The sequence below is a fragment of the Streptomyces sp. NPDC037273 genome, assembly GCF_055603625.1.
This window is the reverse complement of sequence record NZ_JBVJVO010000018.1, coordinates 25,082-45,116: the sequence shown is the minus strand read 5'-3', so window position 1 is coordinate 45,116 and position 20,035 is coordinate 25,082. Positions and strand designations below refer to the sequence as shown.

Annotated in this window: 15 protein-coding genes; 9 read left to right on the top strand and 6 right to left on the bottom strand. The window is 70.9% G+C overall.

What is annotated here, in order from left to right; all coding sequences use genetic code 11:
- The first annotated feature begins 43 nt into the window (after window positions 1-43).
- Entirely contained in the window at window positions 44-1,474 is a 1,431-nt protein-coding gene (locus ACZ7G1_RS33690; protein ID WP_470878488.1) for an amino acid permease, read from the top strand.
- Here the strand turns inward: ACZ7G1_RS33690 and ACZ7G1_RS33685 are convergent.
- Window positions 1,428-1,997: an ATP-binding protein gene (locus ACZ7G1_RS33685; RefSeq protein ID WP_470878490.1), complete on the bottom strand. Its 570-nt coding sequence runs from the start codon at window positions 1,995-1,997 to the stop codon at window positions 1,428-1,430. The two genes, ACZ7G1_RS33690 and ACZ7G1_RS33685, sit on opposite strands and share 47 nt — an antisense overlap.
- A 248-nt stretch (window positions 1,998-2,245) precedes the next feature.
- On the opposite strand from ACZ7G1_RS33685, the gene ACZ7G1_RS33680 reads away from it, so the two are divergent.
- The 3 genes from ACZ7G1_RS33680 to ACZ7G1_RS33670 all read left to right on the top strand — a co-directional run bounded on the left by ACZ7G1_RS33680 (window position 2,246) and on the right by ACZ7G1_RS33670 (window position 5,909).
- Window positions 2,246-3,073, top strand: a complete 828-nt coding sequence (locus tag ACZ7G1_RS33680) for an enoyl-CoA hydratase family protein (protein WP_470878492.1) — start codon at window positions 2,246-2,248, stop codon at window positions 3,071-3,073.
- 2 nt (window positions 3,074-3,075) lie between these two features.
- Entirely contained in the window at window positions 3,076-5,349 is a 2,274-nt protein-coding gene (locus ACZ7G1_RS33675) for a bifunctional salicylyl-CoA 5-hydroxylase/oxidoreductase (protein WP_470878494.1), read from the top strand.
- Between the two features lie 77 nt (window positions 5,350-5,426).
- Complete coding sequence (locus ACZ7G1_RS33670; protein WP_470878496.1) at window positions 5,427-5,909, top strand: anthrone oxygenase family protein; 483 nt, start codon at window positions 5,427-5,429, stop codon at window positions 5,907-5,909.
- Here ACZ7G1_RS33670 and ACZ7G1_RS33665 read toward each other — a convergent pair.
- Window positions 5,906-6,733 (bottom strand): PaaX family transcriptional regulator, encoded by an 828-nt coding sequence (locus ACZ7G1_RS33665; RefSeq protein ID WP_470878500.1) that lies wholly within the window; start codon window positions 6,731-6,733, stop codon window positions 5,906-5,908. The two genes, ACZ7G1_RS33670 and ACZ7G1_RS33665, sit on opposite strands and share 4 nt — an antisense overlap.
- 97 nt (window positions 6,734-6,830) lie before the next feature.
- A complete protein-coding gene (locus ACZ7G1_RS33660) occupies window positions 6,831-8,453 on the bottom strand; it encodes an AMP-binding protein (protein WP_470878503.1) in 1,623 nt (540 codons plus the stop codon).
- A gap of 162 nt (window positions 8,454-8,615) precedes the next feature.
- Between ACZ7G1_RS33660 and ACZ7G1_RS33655 the strand changes: the two genes are divergently transcribed.
- The 3 genes from ACZ7G1_RS33655 to ACZ7G1_RS33645 all read left to right on the top strand — a co-directional run bounded on the left by ACZ7G1_RS33655 (window position 8,616) and on the right by ACZ7G1_RS33645 (window position 11,887).
- On the top strand, window positions 8,616-9,833 hold the full coding sequence (locus tag ACZ7G1_RS33655) for an acyl-CoA dehydrogenase family protein (protein ID WP_470878505.1): 1,218 nt from the start codon (window positions 8,616-8,618) through the stop codon (window positions 9,831-9,833).
- Entirely contained in the window at window positions 9,830-10,243 is a 414-nt protein-coding gene (locus ACZ7G1_RS33650) for a RidA family protein (RefSeq protein WP_470878507.1), read from the top strand. Before ACZ7G1_RS33655 ends, ACZ7G1_RS33650 begins: the two co-directional genes overlap by 4 nt.
- Before the next feature lie 93 nt (window positions 10,244-10,336).
- The gene (locus ACZ7G1_RS33645; RefSeq protein WP_470878509.1) at window positions 10,337-11,887 is read left to right on the top strand and encodes an MFS transporter; all 1,551 of its coding nucleotides are present in this window, start codon (window positions 10,337-10,339) and stop codon (window positions 11,885-11,887) included.
- 132 nt (window positions 11,888-12,019) lie between these two features.
- Here the strand turns inward: ACZ7G1_RS33645 and ACZ7G1_RS33640 are convergent, their stop codons facing one another.
- Both ACZ7G1_RS33640 and ACZ7G1_RS33635 read right to left on the bottom strand, forming a co-directional pair.
- Window positions 12,020-13,549, bottom strand: a complete 1,530-nt coding sequence (locus ACZ7G1_RS33640) for a helix-turn-helix domain-containing protein (RefSeq protein WP_470878511.1) — start codon at window positions 13,547-13,549, stop codon at window positions 12,020-12,022.
- 51 nt (window positions 13,550-13,600) lie between these two features.
- Entirely contained in the window at window positions 13,601-13,960 is a 360-nt protein-coding gene (locus tag ACZ7G1_RS33635; protein WP_470878513.1) for a VOC family protein, read from the bottom strand.
- A 291-nt stretch (window positions 13,961-14,251) separates the two neighbouring features.
- Here ACZ7G1_RS33635 and acnA point away from each other — a divergent pair, with 291 nt between their 5' ends.
- Complete coding sequence (gene acnA, locus ACZ7G1_RS33630) at window positions 14,252-16,966, top strand: aconitate hydratase AcnA (protein WP_470878515.1); 2,715 nt, start codon at window positions 14,252-14,254, stop codon at window positions 16,964-16,966.
- Between the two features lie 98 nt (window positions 16,967-17,064).
- On the opposite strand, the gene ACZ7G1_RS33625 is transcribed toward acnA, so the two are convergent.
- Window positions 17,065-17,982 (bottom strand): FG-GAP repeat domain-containing protein, encoded by a 918-nt coding sequence (locus ACZ7G1_RS33625; protein ID WP_470878517.1) that lies wholly within the window; start codon window positions 17,980-17,982, stop codon window positions 17,065-17,067.
- Between the two features lie 532 nt (window positions 17,983-18,514).
- Here ACZ7G1_RS33625 and ngcE point away from each other — a divergent pair.
- On the top strand, window positions 18,515-19,963 hold the full coding sequence (gene ngcE / locus ACZ7G1_RS33620; RefSeq protein WP_470878519.1) for an N-acetylglucosamine/diacetylchitobiose ABC transporter substrate-binding protein: 1,449 nt from the start codon (window positions 18,515-18,517) through the stop codon (window positions 19,961-19,963).
- Window positions 19,964-20,035: the final 72 nt, after the last annotated feature.

Genomic DNA, 20,035 nt, shown 5'->3' with positions numbered 1-20,035 from the left:
CGGACCCCCCTCACGCATGCACGACCAGAGACGAGAACACCGCATGACCTCGCGGATCAAACCGCCGCAGCAGCTCATCGCCGAGTCCGGAGCCGACCTCGAAGGCCACGGACTCAAGCGCACCATGGGCCTCTTCCAGCTCGTCTGCTTCGGCGTCGGCGCGATCGTCGGGACCGGCATCTTCGTCGGGCTCTCCGACAGCGTGGCGAAGGCCGGCCCCGCGGTCGTGATCTCCTTCGTCCTCGCGGCGATCACCTGCATCTTCACCGCCTTCTCCTTCGCGGAGCTGGGCGGCGCCATCCCGGTCTCGGGCTCCTCGTACTCCTTCGCGTACGCGAGTCTCGGCGAGCGGACGGCCTTCCTGGTCGGCTGGTGCCTGCTCCTGGAGTACGGCGTCTCCGTCTCGGCGGTCGCGGTCGGCTGGAGCCAGTACCTCAACGAGCTCCTCGACAGCCTCACCGGCCGGCAGCTGCCCGCCGCGCTCTCGGCCGGACCGGGCGACGGCGGGGTGGTCAACCTGCCCGCCGTCGTCGTCATCCTGCTCGCCGCGACCCTCCTGGTGCGCGGGGTCCGCGAGAGCGCCCGCGCCACGGCCGCCATGGCCGTCCTGAAGATCGGGATCCTGATCGTCTTCTGCGCGATCGGCTTCTCCGCCTTCCAGGACGGGCACCTCTCGCCGTTCGCCGACAGCGGCCTCGGCGGCATCACCGCGGGCGCCTCGGTGGCCTTCTTCTCGTACATCGGCTTCGACGCCATCACCACGGCCGGCGAAGAGGTGAAGAACCCGCGCCGGAACATCCCGATCGCCATCCTCGTCTGCATCGGGATCGTCACCCTGCTCTACTGCGCCGTCGCGCTCTCCGCGATCGGTGCGCTCGGCGCCGAGGCGGTCGCGGACCAGCCGGCCGCGCTCTCGCTCGTCGTCGACCAGGTCACCGGATCCTCGGTGGGCGGCGGGATCATCGCCTTCGGCGCGGTCGTCGCCATCGCGTCCGTCGTCCTCGCGGTGATGTACGGGCAGACCCGCATCCTGCTGTCGATGTCCCGGGACGGCCTGGTGCCCCGCGTCTTCGAGCGGGTCTCGCCGAAGTCCGCGACCCCGGTGGCCAACACCTGGATCGTCGCCGCCGTCTTCGCCGTGCCGGCCGCCTTCGCCTCGCTCGACGTGGTCGTCAACCTGACCACCATCGGCACGCTCGCCATCATGGCGGTCGTCAACCTCGCGGTGATGGTGCTGCGCCGCCGCGACCCCGAGCTGCCCCGCTCGTTCCGGGTGCCGCTCTTCCCGCTGAGCCCGCTGCTCGGCATCGGCTTCTGCGCGTACCTGATCTGGGGCACGGGCTGGCGGACGTGGCTGCAGTTCGCGGGCTTCCTGGTCGTCGGCGCGCTGGTGTACGCCTTCTACGGGCGCCGCCACTCGCGGCTCGTCACGGCTCCCGATGCCGGCCCTGCGCCGGTATCCCGGGGAGCGTGAACCACACCGCCTTGCCCTCCGCGGTGGGGCGGTGGCCGCAGTCGCTGCTGAGCGCCCGGATCAGGAGGAGGCCCCGGCCGTGCTCCTGCCAGGGGTCGACCTCGCCCGGCTCCGGGCAGACGAGCCGGCCGGGCCGCGCGGGCTCGGAGTCGTGGACCTCGATCTGACAGCCGCCGGGCGTCGTGAGCAGCTCGACGACCAGCTCGATCGGCCCCTGCCCGGCGGTGTGCTCGACGGCGTTCGCCACCAGCTCCGCCGTCAGCAGTTCGGCCGTGTCACTGTCCGGCAGATCGGCCGCGTCCGGGTCCAGGTCATTGAGCGCGGTACGGATCAGGGCGCGGGCGATCGGCACGGCGGCGGTCGTGTGCGGCAGCCGTATCCGCCAGGAGGAGGCGGGCGCGGGTACGGCTCCGGGGTGCGCGGCTTCGAGGGGCGCGGGTACGGCTCCGGCGGTCGCGGGCGCGGCTCCGGGGGGCGCGGGCAGGGGGGTGGCGGGGTCGGCGGGTCCGGTGGCTTCGGGCATGGGCAGGCTCCCTTCACCGAGAAGGCGGGGTGGGCGAGTGGGGTGGAGGTGTCCCGAGACGTCCTGGTTTCAACCTTACGAGGCACAAGATCGGCCTCCCAGGGCACCCCTCCCTTGCCGCCAGGGACTTCGGTCACGACTGCGGGGGGACCTTGTCGGGGCCGGGCTCACACCTCCTTTATCGCGCACTCGTGACGATAGTCACAGTAGGGTGATACCCTCCGGACGGAGGAAGGAGGCCGTTCCGTATGAGCCCCTTTACCGGCTCCGCGCCCCGCACGTCCCACTGGCAGCACCTGCGCCTGGAGGTCGACCGGGGCGTCGCCACCGTGACCCTCGCCCGCCCGGCGAAACTCAACGCCCTCACCTTCGGCGCCTACGCCGACCTGCGCGACCTGCTCTCCGAGCTCTCCCGCGAGCGGACCGTCCGCGCCCTCGTCCTCGGCGGCGAGGGGCGGGGCTTCTGCTCGGGCGGCGACGTCGACGAGATCATCGGCGCCACCCTCGCCCTCGACACCGCCGCGCTCCTCGACTTCAACCGGATGACCGGCCAGGTCGTACGGGCCCTGCGCGAATGCCCCTTCCCGGTCGTCGCCGCCCTGCACGGCGTCGCCGCCGGCGCCGGCGCGGTCCTCGCCCTCGCCGCCGACTTCCGCATCGCCGACCCCACCACCCGCTTCGCGTTCCTCTTCACCCGCGTCGGACTCTCCGGCGGCGACATGGGCGCGGCCTATCTGCTGCCCCGGGTCGTCGGCCTCGGCCACGCCACCCGGCTCCTCATGCTCGGCGAACCCGTCCACGCCGCCGAGGCCGAGCGCATCGGACTGCTCAGCGAACTGACCGAGGAGGGCGCCGCCGACACCCGCGCCGCCGAGCTCGCCCGCCGTCTCGCCGACGGCCCCGCGCTCGCCCTCGCCCAGACCAAGGCCCTGCTCACCGCCGAACTCGACATGCCCCTCGCCGCATCCGTCGAACTCGACGCGGCCACCCAGGCCCTCCTCATGCACGGCGAGGACTACGCCGAGTTCCACGCCGCCTTCACCGCCAAGCGGCCCCCGAAATGGCAGGGCCGCTAGCCATGGCCGGGCCCCGGCCCGCCGGCCGGCCGCACCGGATCGCCGTCATAGGCGGCGGGCCCGGCGGGCTGTACGCCGCCGCCCTCCTCAAACGGCTCGACCCCGGCCGCGAGGTCACGGTCTGGGAGCGGAACGCGCCCTCCGACACCTTCGGCTTCGGCGTCGTCCTCTCCGACGAGACCCTCGGCGGCATCAGGGACGCCGACCCCGCCGTGTACGAGGCCCTGCGCCGCGAGCTGGTCCGCTGGGACGACATCGACGTCGTCCACCGGGGCCACCGCACCACCTCCACCGGCCACGGCTTCGCCGCCCTCGGCCGCCGCCGCCTCCTCGAACTCCTGCACGCCCGCTGCGCCGAGCTCGGCGTACGGCTCCGCTTCCACACCGAGGCCCCGCCCGCCGCCGAGCTCGCGAGCACCCACGACCTGGTCATCGCCGCCGACGGCGTCCACAGCCGGACCCGCGAGACGCACGCCGCCCACTTCAGGCCGGCGATCACCACCCACCGCTGCCGCTACATCTGGCTCGCCGCCGACTTCCCCTTCGAGGCCTTCCGCTTCGAGATCGCCGAGACCGAGCACGGCGTGATGCAGCTCCACGCCTACCCCTTCTCCGACGACAGCTCGACGGTCATCGTCGAGATGCGCGAAGAGGTGTGGCGGGCCGCCGGATTCCACGAGCTCGACGAGGCCGAATCCACCGCCCGCTGCGCCAAGATCTTCGCCGAGGCGCTCGGCGGCCGGGAACTCCGCTCCAACAACTCCGCCTGGACCGCCTTCCGCACCGTCGTCAACGCACGCTGGTCGCACGGCAACACCGTCCTCATCGGCGACGCCGCCCACACCGCGCACTTCTCCATCGGCTCCGGCACCAAACTGGCCGTCGAGGACGCCCTCGCCCTCGCCGCCGCCCTGGAAGGCGAACACCCCACTCTCGCCGACGCGTTGGCGGCCTACGAGACCGAGCGCCGGCCCGTCGTCGAGTCCACCCAGCGCGCGGCCGCCGCAAGCCTCCGCTGGTTCGAGGAGCTCGCCGAGCACGTCGACCGGCCGCCCCGCCGCTTCGCCTTCGACCTCCTCACCCGAAGCCGCCGCGTCACCCACGCCAACCTGCGGCTGCGCGACCCGGCCTTCACCGACACGGTCGAACGCGACTTCGGCTGCCCGCCCGGCACCCCGCCCATGTTCACCCCCTTCCGGCTGCGCGGACTCACCCTCCGCAACCGCGTCGTCGTCTCACCCATGGACCTGTACGTCTCCGAGGACGGCGTCCCCGGCGACTTCCACCTCGTCCACCTGGGCGCGAGGGCCCTCGGCGGCGCCGGACTCGTCATGACCGAGATGGTCTGCGTGAGCCCCGAAGGCCGCATCACCCCCGGCTGCGCCGGCCTCTGGACCGACGAACAGGCCGACGCCTGGGCCCGTATCACCGGCTTCGTCCACGCCCAGGCGCCCGGCACCGCGCTCGGCGTCCAGCTCGGCCACTCCGGCCGCAAGGGCTCGACCCGCCGCATGTGGGAGGGCATCGACCAGCCGCTCCCCGAAGGCAACTGGCCGCTCGTCGCCGCCTCCCCGATCCCGTACCGGACCGGCGTCAACCCCACCCCGCGCGCCCTCGACCGCGCCGGACTCGCCGCCGTCCGCGAGGAGTTCGCCGCAGCCGCCCGCCGGGCCGCCCGCTGCGACTTCGACCTCCTCGAACTCCACTGCGCGCACGGCTACCTGCTCTCCGGCTTCCTCTCCCCGCTCACCAACCACCGCACCGACGCCTACGGCGGAACCCTCGAAGCCCGGCTGCGCTTCCCGCTCGAAGTCTTCGACGCGGTAAGGGAGATGTGGCCCGACGACCGCCCGATGACCGTCCGCGTCTCGGCCACCGACTGGGCGGACGGCGGCACCACCGACGCGGACTCCGTCGCCATCGCCCGCGCCTTCGCCGCCCACGGCGCCGACGCCATCGACGTCTCCACCGGCCAGGTCGTCCCCGACGAAGCACCCGCCTACGGCCGCTCCTACCAGACCCCGTACGCCGACCGCATCCGCGCCGCGACCGGCGTCCCCGTCATCGCGGTCGGCGCCATCTCCTCCTGGGACGACGTCAATTCACTCCTCCTGGCGGGCCGAGCCGACCTCTGCGCCCTCGCCCGCCCCCACCTCTACGACCCGCACTGGACCCTGCACGCCGCCGCCGAACAGGGCTACGAGGGACCCGCCGCACCCTGGCCCGCCCCCTACCGCGCCGGCAGCCGCAGGCCGCCCACCGGTCGCCGCGACTGAGGCGCGGTGGACGACCGCGTATGCCCGTGCGACGCGAGAGCATGGTGCGGGCGCCGCCGGACCTCTTGAATGAGGGCATGACAGAAAACAGGGGCGGGAAGGGTGCCGGAGCGGTCCTCGGCACGGCGACGGCGGCGAACGGAATCCTCGCGGGGGTGTGGTTCGCGTACGTCTGCTCGGTCATGCCGGCGCTGGCCCGCAGCGACGACCGGGTCTACGTCCAGGTGATGCGCGACATCAACGACGTCATCCAGAACCCGCTGTTCTTCGCGGTGTTCTTCGGCGCCCCGCTCCTCGCGGCCGTCGCCGCCTGGCAGCACCGCGCCACCCGCGCCCGCGTGTGGACGCTCGCCGGACTCCTCCTCGCCGTCGCCGTCTTCCTCGTCACCTCCGCCGTCAACGTCCCCCTCAACGACGCCCTCGCCTCCGCCACCGACCCCGTCGCCGCCCGCGCCGACTTCGAAGGCCCCTGGGTCACCTGGAACACCGTCCGCGCGGTCCTCACCACCGCCGCCTTCGCCTGCCTCCTGCGCTCCCTGACCGCACGGAACCGGGGCTAGGGGGTGTCGCCGGACAGGAGCGACCGCACGAAGTCCGCGCCCCGGTCGCGCAGCAGCTCGTGCAGGGCCGCGAAGACCTCCGCCGAGCGGCGGCCGGGCCAGTCGTCGGGCAGCAGCTCCGCCGGCAGGACGGGGTCGGCGTACGGCAGACGGCGCCAGGAGTCCAGGGCGAGCAGATAGGCCCGGTAGGCGTCCTCGGCGCCGCCGGGCTCCGTCCGCCAGGCCCGCAGCACCGGCTCGTGGGCGGCCAGGAACTCCTCGTGGAGAGCGGCGATGGCCGGCAGGTCCCACCAGCGGGCCACCGCGTCGGCCGTCGCCGCGTACCCCAGGTGGTCGCCGCGGAAGAGGTCCACGTACGGCGAGAGCCCGAGCCGCTCCAGGGTGTTGCGGGTCTCGTCGTACAGCCGCGCCGGCGCGATCCAGACACCCGGCGCCGCCGTCCCGAACCCGAGCCGGGCGAGCCGGGAGCGCAACAGGTGCCGCTTGTGCCGCTCGGCCTCGGGCACCGAGAAGACCGCCAGGACCCAGCCCTCGGACAGCTTCGGTTCGGTACGGGCGTAGATCCGGCGGTCCCCGTCGTCCAAGAGCCGCCGGGCGTCCTCCGACAGGGCGTAACCCGCCGCCCCCTCCGCCGTCCGGGCCGGCAGCAGCAGCTCCCGACGCTTCAGCCGCGACACCGACGACCGTACCGACGGCGCGTCCACCCCCACCGCCGCGAGCAGCCGGATGAGCCCGGCCACCGGCACCGGCGCACCGTCGGGCGCACGGCCGTAGGCGCCGTAGAGGGAGACGATCAGGGAACGGGGAGTGTGCTGCTCGGCCACGTGATCACTCTAGGGGGTGTCCCGCCGGCCGGCCCCGACCCCGCCCGCTTCACACCCCCTCCCACACCCCCTCTCGCACCTGCTCTCGCACCTGCTCTCACGCCTCCTCGCGCAGCCGGAACCGCTGGAGCTTGCCCGTCGCCGTGCGGGGGAGCGCGTCCAGGAAGACGATCTCCCGGGGCGATTTGTACGGGGCGAGCCGGGCGCGCACGAAGGCCCGCAGCGCGGCCGCGGTGCCCGCGTCGCGCGGCACCCCGTCCCGTACCACCGTGTACGCGACCACGACCTGGCCGCGCAGCTCGTCGGGGCGGCCCACCACCGCCGTCTCCACCACGTCAGGGTGGTCGAGGAGCACCTCCTCGATCTGCGGCCCCGCGATGTTGTACCCGGCCGAGATGATCATGTCGTCGGCGCGCGAGACGTAGCGGAAGTAGCCGTCGGGCTCGCGGACGTACGTGTCGCCCGTGACGTTCCAGCCGTCCCGTACGTACTCGGCCTGGCGCGGGTCGGCCAGATAGCGGCAGCCGACCGGGCCGCGCACCGCGAGCAGCCCCTCCGTGCCGTCCGGGACGCCCCGGCCGTCCCGGTCCACGACCCTGGCCTGCCAGCCGGGGACCGGGCGGCCGGTGGTGCCGGGGCGGATGTCGCCGTCGGCGGCGGCGATGAAGATGTGCAGCAGCTCGGTCGCGCCGATCCCGTTGATCAGGCGCAGGCCCGTGCGGGCGTACCAGGCCTTCCAGGTCGCCTCCGGCAGGTTCTCGCCGGCCGAGACGCAGCGGCGCAGCGAGCTCACGTCGCGCGCGGTGCCGTCGGCCAGCTCGCCGAGCATCACACGGTAGGCCGTCGGGGCCGTGAAGAGCACCGAGACCCGGTGCCTCTCGATCGCCGCGAGCAGCTGCTTCGGTCCCGCCTGGGGCAGCAGGACCGCGCTCGCGCCGGCGCGCAGCGGGAAGACCACGAGCCCGCCGAGCCCGAAGGTGAAGGCGAGCGGCGGCGAACCGGCGAAGACGTCGTCGGGCAGCGGGCGCAGGACGTGCGCGGAGAAGGTGTCGGCGACGGCGAGGACGTCCCGGTGGAAGTGGACGCAGCCCTTGGGGCGTCCGGTGGTGCCGGAGGTGAAGGCGATGAGGGCGACGTCGTCGGCGGCCGTCGCCACCGCCTCGTACGGGCCCGGGCGGCGGTCCGCGAGGGCCAGCAGGTCGTCCGGTCCGTCGCCGCCGAAGGGCGTGACGCGGAGCCCGGGGATCCGGGCCTGGAGGAGTTCGTCGAGGACGTGCGCGTCGCAGAGGGCGTGGGTGCAGCGGGCCGTGTCCGCCATGACCGCCAGTTCGGGCGCCCGCTGCTGGGCCAGGACGGTGACGGCCACCGCGCCCGCCTTCATCACGGCCAGCCAGCAGGCGGCCAGCCACGGGGTGGTGGGGCCGCGCAGCAGGACCCGGTTGCCGGGTCTGACCCGCAGGTCAGAGGTGAGCACATGGGCGATCCGGTCGACCCGGTCCTTCAGCTCCCCGTAGCTCCAGATCCCGCCCTCGCCGTCGTGGAAGGCGGGCCGGTCCGGGCCGAATCGTTCCACCGTACGGTCGAGCAGCTCCGTCCCGCAGTTGAGCCGCTCGGGGTAGGCGAGCTCCGGCAGGTCGAAGAGGAGTCGCGGCCACCGGTCCGGCGGCGGCAGCCGGTCCCGGGCGAAGGTGTCGAGGTGGGCCGAGGGTGTCAGCTCCATGAGTCCGTCCCCCTGTCGTGGTGGGGTCGCTCAGCGCCACACGAGCGTATCGTGTTGGTGACGGCAGTCAACGGTTCGCGACAAGGCCGCCGGAAGGCGCGGGACCGCACCCGCCGGACGGCACAGGGACGAAGACGCCCCAGGGCGTCAGAGAGGGCCCACATGCCCGCATTCTCGCTCGATCCGGAACAGATCACCCGCTGTGCGGAGCTCCGCACCCTCGCCGCCGAACGCCTGGTGCCCCTCGCCGAGAAGGGCGAACCCGGCCGGGTCAACCGCCCCCTCGTCGCCGCCCTCGGCGAGCTGGGCCTCCTCGCCCGCCTCTTCGACGCCGGCGCCCTCGAACTCTGCCTCCTGCGCGAATCCCTCGCCCACACCTGCACCGAGGCCGAGACCGCCCTCGCCCTCCAGGGCCTCGGCGGCCACCCCGTCGCCGCCTTCGGCACCCCCGCCCAGCGCGCCCGCTGGCTCCCCGAGGTCACCGCCGGACGGGCCGTCGCCGCCTTCGCCCTCTCCGAACCGGGCGCCGGCTCCGACGCCGCCGCCCTCGCCCTCGACGCTGTCCCCGACGGCCACGGCGGCTGGCACCTGCACGGCGAGAAACGCTGGATCTCCAACGCCCCCGAAGCCGACTTCGCCACCGTCTTCGCCCGCACCACCCCCGGCGCCGGCGCCCGCGGCGTCACCGCCTTCCTCGTCCCCGCCGACCGCCCCGGACTCGGCGGCGAACCCCTCGACATGCTCGCCCCGCACGCTCTCGGCACCCTCACCTTCGACGGCGTCCCCGTCACCCCCGACGACCTCCTCGGCGCACCCGACCAGGGCTTCCGGGTCGCCATGAACACCCTCAACCTCTTCCGCCCCAGCGTCGGCGCCTTCGCCGTCGGCATGGCCCAGGCCGCCCTCGACGCCGCCCTCGCCCACACCGCCGCCCGCCCCGCCTTCGGCGGCGTCCTCGCCGACCTCCAGGCCGTCTCCCACCGCATCGCCGACATGGCCACCCGCACCGAGGCCGCCCGCCTCCTCGTCTACGCCGCCGCCACCGCCTACGACACCGGCGCCCCCGACGTCCCCCGCCGCGCCGCCATGGCCAAACTCCTCGCCACCGAGACCGCCCAATACGTCGTCGACGCCGCCGTCCAGCTCCACGGCGCCACCGCCCTCCAACGCGGCCACCTCCTCGAACACCTCTACCGCGAAGTCCGCGCCCCCCGCATCTACGAAGGCGCCACCGAAGTCCAACGCACGATCATCGCCAAGGAGCTCTACGCAGAACTGCGACGGGACACGGAGGAGCCGCCGGGCGCGGCGGCCGCGCAAGGCCCGAAGGCCGCACACCGCCCGCCGGAGCCTTACCGCCCGAAGGAGCCGACCGCATGAGCCTGCACCGGCACAACCCCGCCGAACTCGCCCCGCCCACCGGCTTCACGCACGCCGTCACCGCCACCGGCACCCGCCTCGTCTTCCTCGCCGGGCAGACCGCCCTCGACACGGCCGGCAAGGTCGTCGGCGACACCCTCCCCGAGCAGTTCACCACCGCCCTCGGCAACCTCCTCACCGCCCTGCGCCACGCCGGCGGCACCCCGGCCGACCTCGCCCGCGTCACCGTCTACACCACCGACGTGGACGACTACCGCGCCCACGCGGGCGAACTGGGCAGGATCTGGCGCCGGTTGGCGGGACGTGACTATCCCGCGATGGCGGTCATCGGAGTCGTACGCCTCTGGGACGAGCAGGCGCGCGTGGAGCTGGACGGCTTCGCGGTCCTCGACGAGCCGGCGCCCGCTTGATCAACTGGTCACCCGTACGGGGACGGCTTAGGGTCGAAAGGTGGACTGACCGGCCCACGGCACACTCACCAGGCGAGTACCCGAGGCGCCCCAATGAGTACACCCAAGCCGACGACCCCGGCACCTGCCGCCACCACGGACAAGGGCGGTGACGGCAAGGGCATCGCCCTGTTCGTGATCGCGTCCTGCCAGTTGATGGTCGTCCTCGACATCACGATCGTGAACATCGCGCTCCCGCACATCCAGAGCGCCCTGGACTTCTCCACGACCAGCCTGTCCTGGGTCGTCAACGCCTACACCCTCACCTTCGGCGGCCTGCTGCTCCTCGGCGGGCGCGCGGGCGACATCCTCGGACGCCGCCGCGTCTTCATCTTCGGCGTGCTGCTCTTCGGCCTCGCCTCCCTCTTCTGCGGCCTCGCCCAGAGCGAGTGGCAACTCCTCGCCGCCCGTTCCCTCCAGGGCGTCGGCGGCGCGATAGCCTCACCGACCTCGCTCTCCCTGATCACCACCACGTTCGACGAAGGCCCGGAACGCAACCGGGCCTTCGGCGTCTTCGCGGGCGTCTCGGCCGGCGGCGGCGCGATCGGCCTGGTCGCCGGCGGCATGCTCGTCCAATGGCTCGACTGGCGCTGGATCTTCTTCGTGAACGTCCCGATCGCCCTCGTCATCGCGCTCCTCACACCCCGCCACGTCAAGGAGTCCGAGCGGCACCCCGGCCACTTCGACCTCGCCGGCGCCCTCACCTCCACGCTCGGCATGGTGGCCCTCGTGTACGGCTTCATCCGGGCCGCACAGGAAGGCTGGACCGACCCCTACACGATCGGCTCGTTCGGCGCCGCGGTCGTCCTCCTGGCCGCGTTCATCTTCATCGAACGCCGCTCCCAGCAGCCCATCACACCGCTCCACATGTTCGCCGACCGCAACCGCTCCGGCACCTACATCATCATGCTGCTGCTCGCGGCCGCGATCTTCGGCATGTTCTTCTTCCTCACCCTGTTCGTCCAACAGGTCCTGGGCTTCAGCCCGCTGGCGACCGGCGTCGCCTTCCTCCCGGTCAGCGCCATCATCGGCGTCGGCGCCGGCCTCACCTCCAACCTCCTGCCGAGATACGGTCCCAAGCCCTTCATGGTGACGGGCTCGGTCCTCGCCGCCGCCGGCCTCTCCTGGCTGACCCTCACCGACGTCCACTCCACCTACGCCGGCAGCATCCTCGGCCCGATCCTCGTCTTCGGCCTCGGCATGGGCCTGATGTTCGTCTCCCTCACCATCATGGCCCTCTCCAACGTCGAGCCCCAGGAATCCGGCGCCGCCTCCGGCCTCCTCAACGCCATGCAACAAGTCGGCGGTTCACTCGGCCTCTCCATCCTCGTCACCGTCTTCGGCACCGCCAGCCGCAACGAAGCCGACAAACAAGTCCCCGCCTTCCTCTCCCAAGCCGGCCCCCTCGAAAAAGCCCGCTTCTCCGAAACCGGCCAACTCCCCCCTCCCTACGCCGACCAAGTCCTCACCTCCGGCGTCACCGCCGGCTTCATCACCGCCGCCGCCTTCGCCATCATCGCCGCCCTCTTCGCCCTCTTCGTCATCCAAGTCCGCCCCTCCGACCTCGAACGCCTCAAGGGCGGCACCCCCATGCTCCCAGGCTGACCCCACCAAGCACGCGACGCGGCCCCCGGCAGGAAACCAATCCCGCCGGGGGCCGCGCCTTCAACGCTGTCGTCAACTGAGGTCCTGGAAGGCGCTCCAGCCGCCACTACCCCGTTTGTCGGTGCGGGCTCGCTAGATATCCCGGAAGATCTCGATCTGCGCGCCGATCGAGTTCAGGCGCTCCGCGAGGTCTTCGTAACCCCGGTTGATGACGTACACGTTGCGGAGGACCGACGTGCCTTCGGCCGCCATCATGGCGAGGAGGACGACGACGGCGGGGCGGAGGGCCGGGGGGCACATCATTTCGGCGGCGCGCCAGCGGGTGGGGCCTTCGACGAGGACGCGGTGGGGGTCGAGGAGTTGGAGGCGGCCGCCGAGCCGGTTGAGGTCGGTGAGGTAGATGGCGCGGTTGTCGTAGACCCAGTCGTGGATGAGGGTCTTGCCCTGGGCGGTCGCGGCGATGGCGGCGAAGAAGGGGACGTTGTCGATGTTGAGGCCCGGGAAGGGCATCGGGTGGATCTTGTCGATCGGCGCCTCCAGTTTGGAGGGGCGGACCGTGAGGTCGACGAGGCGGGTGCGGCCGTTGTCGGCCGGGTACTCGGGGGAGCGGTCGTGGTCGAGGCCCATTTCCTCGAGGACGGCGAGTTCGATCTCCATGAACTCGATGGGGACGCGGCGGATGGTCAGTTCCGATTCCGTGACGACCGCCGCGGCCAGCAGGCTCATCGCCTCGACCGGGTCCTCGGAGGGGGAGTAGTCGACGTCGACGTCGATCTGGGGGACGCCGTGCACGGTCAGGGTGGTGGTGCCGATGCCGTCGACCCGGACGCCGAGGGCCTCCAGGAAGAAGCAGAGGTCCTGGACCATGTAGTTGGAGGAGGCGTTGCGGATGACGGTGACGCCGTCGTGGCGGGCGGCGGCGAGGAGCGCGTTCTCGGTGACGGTGTCGCCGCGTTCGGTCAGGACGATCGGGCGGTCGGGGGAGACGGAGCGCTCGACCTGGGCGTGGTAGAGGTTGTCGGTCGCGGTGACTTCCAGGCCGAAGCGGCGCAGGGCGATCATGTGCGGCTCGATCGTGCGCGTACCGAGGTCGCAGCCGCCGGCGTACGGCAGCTTGAAGCGGTCCATGCGGTGCAGCAGCGGGCCGAGGAACATGATGATCGAGCGGGTGCGGATCGCGGCCTCGGCGTCGATGGACTCCATGTCCAGCTCGGCGGGCGGCACGATCTCGAGGTCGACGCCGTCGTTGATCCAGCGGGTGCGGACGCCGATGGAGTTGAGGACTTCGAGGAGCCGGAAGACCTCCTCGATGCGGGCGACGCGGCGCAGGACGGTGCGGCCCTTGTTGAGGAGCGAGGCGCAGAGCAGCGCGACGCAGGCGTTCTTGCTGGTCTTGACGTCGATCGAGCCGGAGAGGCGGCGGCGGCCGACCACTCGCAGGTGCATGGGGCCCGCGTAGCCCAGGGACACGATCTCGCTGTCGAGGGCCTCGCCGATCCGGGCGATCATCTCAAGGCTGATGTTCTGGTTGCCGCGCTCGATCCGGTTGACGGCGCTCTGGCTTGTGGCCAGCGCGTCGGCGAGCTGCGTCTGCGTCCAGCCGCGGTGCTGCCGGGCGTCACGGATGAGCTTGCCGATGCGTACGAGGTAGTCGTCTGCCATGGCGTCACGTTATCTCAGATATGAGATGGACCCCGTCATTGGGGTAGGCCGTCAGGGTGAGGCGTCCTTGGCCGTCGGGTGCCGCGGTTCGTACAGGGGGAGTTCGGTGCCGCTCGGCAGCCGTACCGCCGCGACCAGGCCCCAGCGTCGCGGGGTGATGGTCTGTGAGATGTGCGCGCCCCGGCTCTCCAGCGTCATGAGCGTGTGCGTGAGGTCGTCGCACATGAGGTACATCTCGGTCGTCGGTTCGTCCGCTTCGGTGGGGTGTACGGCGATTTCGGCCGGTGGCAATTTGAAGATGAGCCAGCCGCCCCCCGCGTCCACGTGCTCGAAGCCGACGACGTCCTTGAGGAAGGCGCGGTCCGCCTCCGCGTCCCGGGTGTAGAGAATCACATGCGCGCCGCTGAACATGGCTCGATCGTCGGCCGGGGGGCGGGCCGGGGCAATCGGGGCGCGTCCGGACGTGGTGTGCGCCGTATGCGTACGGGATGGGCCCGGATCTCGCATGGATCCGCCGCATGCCAGGCATGACCGTGCGGCGGTGATGTACTAGAGTTATCTCGACATCGAGATATCTGCCGAGGCGCACCGCCGCCACCATGCTGGTAAGGGTTACCTAACTTAGCCTTACCTTAGCGGATCGACGACGTGTACGTGGCGGCAGGATGTGGTGGAACGCGCACATATATGAAGGAGACTGTCGTGTCGGCGAACAGCTTCGACGCCCGCAGCACGCTGCGCGTGGGCGACGAGTCGTACGAGATCTTCAAGCTGGACAAGGTCGAGGGCTCCGCGCGCCTCCCTTACAGCCTGAAGGTCCTCCTGGAGAACCTGCTCCGCACCGAGGACGGCGCGAACATCACCGCCGACCACATCCGGGCCCTCGGCAACTGGGACTCGCAGGCGCAGCCCAGCCAGGAGATCCAGTTCACGCCGGCGCGCGTGATCATGCAGGACTTCACCGGTGTGCCCTGTGTCGTCGACCTCGCCACCATGCGTGAGGCCGTCGCGGCGCTCGGCGGCGACCCGGCGAAGATCAACCCGCTCTCCCCGGCCGAGATGGTCATCGACCACTCCGTCATCGCCGACAAGTTCGGCACGAACTCCGCCTTCGCGGAGAACGTGGAGCTGGAGTACGGCCGCAACAAGGAGCGCTACCAGTTCCTGCGCTGGGGCCAGACCGCCTTCGACGACTTCAAGGTCGTCCCGCCGGGCACCGGCATCGTCCACCAGGTGAACATCGAGCACCTGGCCCGTACGGTCATGGTCCGCAACGGCCAGGCGTACCCCGACACCCTCGTCGGCACCGACTCCCACACCACCATGGTCAACGGCCTCGGTGTGCTCGGCTGGGGCGTCGGCGGCATCGAGGCCGAGGCCGCGATGCTCGGCCAGCCGGTCTCCATGCTCATCCCGCGCGTCGTCGGCTTCAAGCTGACCGGCGAGCTGCCGGCCGGCACCACCGCCACCGACCTGGTCCTCACGATCACCGAGATGCTGCGCAAGCACGGCGTCGTCGGCAAGTTCGTCGAGTTCTACGGTGAGGGCGTCGCCGCCACCTCCCTCGCGAACCGCGCCACCATCGGCAACATGTCGCCGGAGTTCGGCTCCACCGCCGCGGTCTTCCCGATCGACGGCGAGACCCTGAACTACCTCAAGCTCACCGGCCGCTCCGAGCAGCAGGTCGCGCTCGTCGAGGCGTACGCCAAGGAGCAGGGCCTCTGGCTCGACCCGGCCGCCGAGCCCGACTTCTCCGAGAAGCTGGAGCTCGACCTCTCCACGGTCGTCCCCTCCATCGCCGGCCCGAAGCGCCCGCAGGACCGCATCGTCCTCGCGAACGCCGCCGCGCAGTTCGCCCAGGACGTCCGCAACTACGTCGCCACCGCCGACGAGGCCGGCGAGGAGTCCTTCCCGGCCTCCGACGCCCCGGCCGTCTCCAACGGCGTCCCGTCGAACCCGGTCGAGGTGACCGCCCCCGACGGCACGACCTACACGATCGACCACGGCGCCGTCACCGTCGCCGCGATCACCTCCTGCACCAACACGTCGAACCCGTACGTGATGGTCGCCGCCGCCCTCGTCGCCAAGAAGGCCACCGAGAAGGGCCTGACCCGCAAGCCGTGGGTCAAGACCACCCTCGCCCCGGGCTCGAAGGTCGTCACCGACTACTTCGACAAGGCGGGCCTCACCCCGTACCTCGACAAGGTCGGCTTCAACCTCGTCGGCTACGGCTGCACCACCTGCATCGGCAACTCCGGCCCGCTGCCGGAGGAGGTCTCCAAGGCGGTCAACGAGCACGACCTCGCCGTGACCTCGGTCCTCTCGGGCAACCGCAACTTCGAGGGCCGCATCAACCCCGACGTCAAGATGAACTACCTGGCCTCCCCGCCGCTGGTCGTCGCGTACGCCATCGCGGGCTCCATGAAGGTGGACATCACCAAGGACGCGCTCGGCGTCGACCAGGACGGCAAGCCCGTCTACCTGGCCGACATCTGGCCCTCCGAGGCCGAGGTCAACGACGTCGTCGCGAACGCGATCGGCGAGGACATGTTCAACAAGTCCTACCAGGACGTCTTCGCGGGCGACGCCCAGTGGCAGGCCCTGTCGATCCCGACCGGCTCCACCTTCGAGTGGGACGCCGAGTCCACCTACGTCCGCAAGCCCCCTTACTTCGAGGGCATGACGATGGAGACCACCCCGGTCACCGACATCGTCGGCGCGCGCGTCCTGGCCAAGCTGGGCGACTCGGTCACCACCGACCACATCTCCCCGGCCGGTGCCATCAAGGCCGACACCCCGGCCGGCAAGTACCTCACCGAGCACGGTGTGGAGCGTCGTGACTTCAACTCCTACGGCTCGCGCCGTGGTAACCACGAGGTCATGATCCGCGGCACCTTCGCCAACATCCGCCTGCGCAACCAGATCGCGCCGGGCACCGAGGGCGGCTACACCCGCGACTTCACCGTCGAGGGTGCCCCGGTCTCCTTCATCTACGACGCCTCGCAGAACTACCAGGCCGCCGGCACCCCGCTGGTCATCCTGGGCGGCAAGGAGTACGGCTCCGGTTCGTCCCGCGACTGGGCCGCCAAGGGCACCGCGCTCCTCGGCGTCAAGGCCGTCATCACCGAGTCGTACGAGCGCATCCACCGCTCGAACCTCATCGGCATGGGCGTCCTCCCGCTCCAGTTCCCGGCCGGCCAGACGGCCGACTCCCTCGGCCTGACGGGCGAGGAGACCTTCTCGATCGAGGGCGTCACGGAGCTGAACGACGGCACCACCCCGTCGACGGTCAAGGTCACCACCGACACCGGTGTCGAGTTCGACGCGGTCGTCCGCATCGACACCCCCGGCGAGGCGGACTACTACCGCAACGGCGGCATCATGCAGTACGTGCTCCGCAACCTGATCCGCGGCTGACGCCACAGGATCCGGTAGCACGAAGCGGGCCCCGCTCCTCGGAAGAGGAGCGGGGCCCGTTCGGTTTTTCACTGACCGCGCCGCCTGGGCGCGTCGCGTCAGGTGAAGAGCAGGCGGTACGCGCCGAAGCCGGTGCCGATCTGCTTGCGCGGCTTGAACGCGGGGTACGCGACACCCGAGCCCGGGTACAGGTACAGCTTGCCGGACGAGTCGCGGGCGACCACGTCGGGGATGCCGTCGAAGTCGACGTCACCGGGGGAGACGAAGGTCAGGCCGTTCCAGCCGTTGCCCGCCTTGACGCGGGGGCCGAGCGGCTTGAGGTAGTTGCCCGTGCCCGGGTACAGCCAGAGGTAGCCGTCCTTGTCGCGGGCGATGACGTCGTCCTTGCCGTCGCCGTTCTGGTCGCCCTTGCCGGTGATCTGGTTGAAGATGTTCCAACCGGTACCGATCTGGGTGCGCGGGGCGAGCTTGCCGTTGCCGTACCCGAGGTACAGGTACAGCTTGCCCGAGGAGTCGCGCGCCAGCAGGTCCGGAGCGGCGGCGCCGCCCAGGTTGCCGGTCGAGACGACCTTGTTGAAGACACCCCAGCCGGAGCCGAGCTTGACCTCGGACGAGTCCCAGGGCAGCCACCCCAGGTTGCCGCCGGTGACGTTCCAGATGCCGTCGCTGTGACCGTCGCCGTTCTGGTCGGCCATGGTGAGCTGGTTGGTGTACTTCCAACCGCTGCCGCCGTACTGGCGGGCCTCGAAGCCGCCCGTGCCGTTCGGCACGTACGCCCACTGCCAGCCGTTGCTGTCCACGCCACGCAGCTCGCCATCGGCGACGGCGGAGGCGGCGGACGCGGAGAAGGTGCTCGCCTTCGGCGCCGCCTTCTGGACGGCCGAGGCCGAACGGGCGGGCTGGGGAGCGTCGGCCGCGACCGCGGCCGTGGTGGTGCCCACGAGGGCCGCGGTTATCGCGGCGACCGTGATACGGGAGAGGACGCCCGTGCGGTTCAGGCCAGAAGACTTGGCCACGTAGTACTCCAGTTCCGAGTGGAATAAGGCAGGTGCCGCCACGCGTGCCCGAAGGGGGCAGGGGCGGCGGAACCTCTATGATCCAGGATCCTTCTTACGGGATCTTCACCGGGCAACTGGTTTGTGACACAACTGTTTCGATCCAAGACCGTATGTCCATTTTGTCGGTTCGCGTCCGACCGGTCCGCCTTGGGGGTGCCTCGGGAGGGCCCCGTACGGGTAACTCGGGTTGCGTGTCAAGGGTGTTGTCCGACGAATGGTTGGACGAAACGCCGCAGATCCAGCGTGCTTATCCGGCAGGTCTCAACTCGGGAAAGATGGCCGTGAAAACCTGCTTTCGATCTTGCTCCGGCGAAGGGAAGTGGACTATACCTGTCGGCGTCCAGCCAGTCGTTTCCATCGGACGACGGCCCGACGCCTGCACGACCCGGCTGCAAATGACCGCGGTGGCGGGGCCCTTCGCCTGTGGCGAGCGAGTAGTACGGGCGACCGGTACACCGCCTGAGTCCTGAATGAAGGCGAGGACTTGAGCATGGGATCCACCTCCGCACAGACCAATGAGGGCGGCCTCGGCCGTCGCGATCTGATCAAGCGTTCCGCCGCTATCGGTCTGATCTCGGTGCCGACGATGAGCTTCCTGTCCGCCTGTGCGAGCAGCGACAGCGGTGGCAACGGGAAGGTCGAGAAGGGCACGAAGTCCGAAAAGAACCCGCTCGCGGTGAACGAGGGGGCCCCGCTCGATTTCGTCCTCTTCGACGGTGGATTCGGACAGGAGTACGCCAAGGACGCGGTCAAGGTCTACGAGAAGAATTTCCCCAAGGCCAAGGTCAAGTTCACCCCCACCCAGAAGATCACCACCACGCTCCAGCCGCGCTTCAACGGCGGAAACCCGCCGGACCTCATCGACAACTCCGGCGCCGAGCAGATGGACATGGGCGTCCTCGTCGGGCAGAAGCAGCTGGCGGACCTCACCCCGCTGCTCGACGCGCCCTCCATCGACGACCCGAAGAAGACGGTCCGCGACACCCTGCGGCCGGGCATCGTCGAGATGGGCCAGTTCGACGGCAAGCCGTGCTGGATCCTCAACTACGCCTACACGGTCTACGGCGTCTGGTACTCGCAGAAGCTCCTCGACTCGCTCGACGCGAAGTACCCCGAGACCTGGGACGAGATGCTGGCCGTCTGCGAGAAGGCCAAGAAGAAGGGCATCGCGGGCTGGACGTACGCCGGCAAGCACCCGTACTACATCCCCTTCTCGCTGTACCCGATGATCGCCAAGGTCGGTGGCCGCGAGGTCCTGGACGCGATCGACAACCTGGAGCCGAAGGCCTGGGAGCACCCCGCGGTCAAGGCGTGTTTCGAGGCCTACTACGAGCTCTTCAAGAAGGGCTACATCCTCCAGGGCACCCCGGGCCTCGACCACATCCAGTCGCAGACCGCCTGGACCGAGGGCAAGGCGCTGTTCATCCCGAACGGCTCCTGGGTCGAGAACGAGGCCGCGAAGACCATGCCGGCCGACTTCAACCTGGCCGTCTCCGCCCCGACCGGCATCGACTCCTCCGACAAGATGCCGTTCGGCACCATCTGGGCCGCCGGCGGCGAGCCCTTCATCGTCCCGGCCAAGGCGGCGAACCCCGAGGGCGGCATGGAGCAGCTGCGCATCATGCTCAGCGAGGCCTCCTCCAAGAACTTCACCCAGTCGGTGAAGTCGCTGACCGCCCTCAACGGCGGCACCGACGGCATCGAGCTCTCCCCGGGCCTCAAGTCCGGTGTCGCCGCCCTGGAGAAGGCCGGCCAGAACGTGGTCAACCCGCGCCTCCAGGACTGGTACGTCGCCCTCCAGAAGGAGAAGATCGGCGTCGCCGGCATCGGCGAGATGATGGCCGGCCGCGCGACCCCGGCCGAGACGATCAAGAAGATCCAGAAGTACGCCGACGAGGCGGCCAAGGACCAGTCGATCAAGCACTACAAGCACCAGTGAGCAGTGCCGGGGCCCCTTCCCGCCGACCGGGAGCGGGCCCCGGGCCCTTCGCGCGCAGCACCGGCGGCGCGC

What these genes read in the sequence shown, in the direction of transcription:
- ACZ7G1_RS33660 (WP_470878503.1), bottom strand. Translation starts at nt 8,453, where the DNA reads ATGGAGCTGACACCCTCGGCCCACCTCGACACCTTCGCCCGGGACCGG.
- ACZ7G1_RS33655 (WP_470878505.1), top strand. Translation starts at nt 8,616, where the DNA reads ATGCCCGCATTCTCGCTCGATCCGGAACAGATCACCCGCTGTGCGGAG.
- ACZ7G1_RS33645 (WP_470878509.1), top strand. Translation starts at nt 10,337, where the DNA reads ATGAGTACACCCAAGCCGACGACCCCGGCACCTGCCGCCACCACGGAC.
- ACZ7G1_RS33690 (WP_470878488.1), top strand. Translation starts at nt 44, where the DNA reads ATGACCTCGCGGATCAAACCGCCGCAGCAGCTCATCGCCGAGTCCGGA.
- ACZ7G1_RS33685 (WP_470878490.1), bottom strand. Translation starts at nt 1,997, where the DNA reads ATGCCCGAAGCCACCGGACCCGCCGACCCCGCCACCCCCCTGCCCGCG.
- ngcE (WP_470878519.1), top strand. Translation starts at nt 18,515, where the DNA reads ATGGGATCCACCTCCGCACAGACCAATGAGGGCGGCCTCGGCCGTCGC.
- ACZ7G1_RS33635 (WP_470878513.1), bottom strand. Translation starts at nt 13,960, where the DNA reads ATGTTCAGCGGCGCGCATGTGATTCTCTACACCCGGGACGCGGAGGCG.
- ACZ7G1_RS33680 (WP_470878492.1), top strand. Translation starts at nt 2,246, where the DNA reads ATGAGCCCCTTTACCGGCTCCGCGCCCCGCACGTCCCACTGGCAGCAC.
- ACZ7G1_RS33670 (WP_470878496.1), top strand. Translation starts at nt 5,427, where the DNA reads ATGACAGAAAACAGGGGCGGGAAGGGTGCCGGAGCGGTCCTCGGCACG.
- ACZ7G1_RS33640 (WP_470878511.1), bottom strand. Translation starts at nt 13,549, where the DNA reads ATGGCAGACGACTACCTCGTACGCATCGGCAAGCTCATCCGTGACGCC.
- ACZ7G1_RS33675 (WP_470878494.1), top strand. Translation starts at nt 3,076, where the DNA reads ATGGCCGGGCCCCGGCCCGCCGGCCGGCCGCACCGGATCGCCGTCATA.
- ACZ7G1_RS33650 (WP_470878507.1), top strand. Translation starts at nt 9,830, where the DNA reads ATGAGCCTGCACCGGCACAACCCCGCCGAACTCGCCCCGCCCACCGGC.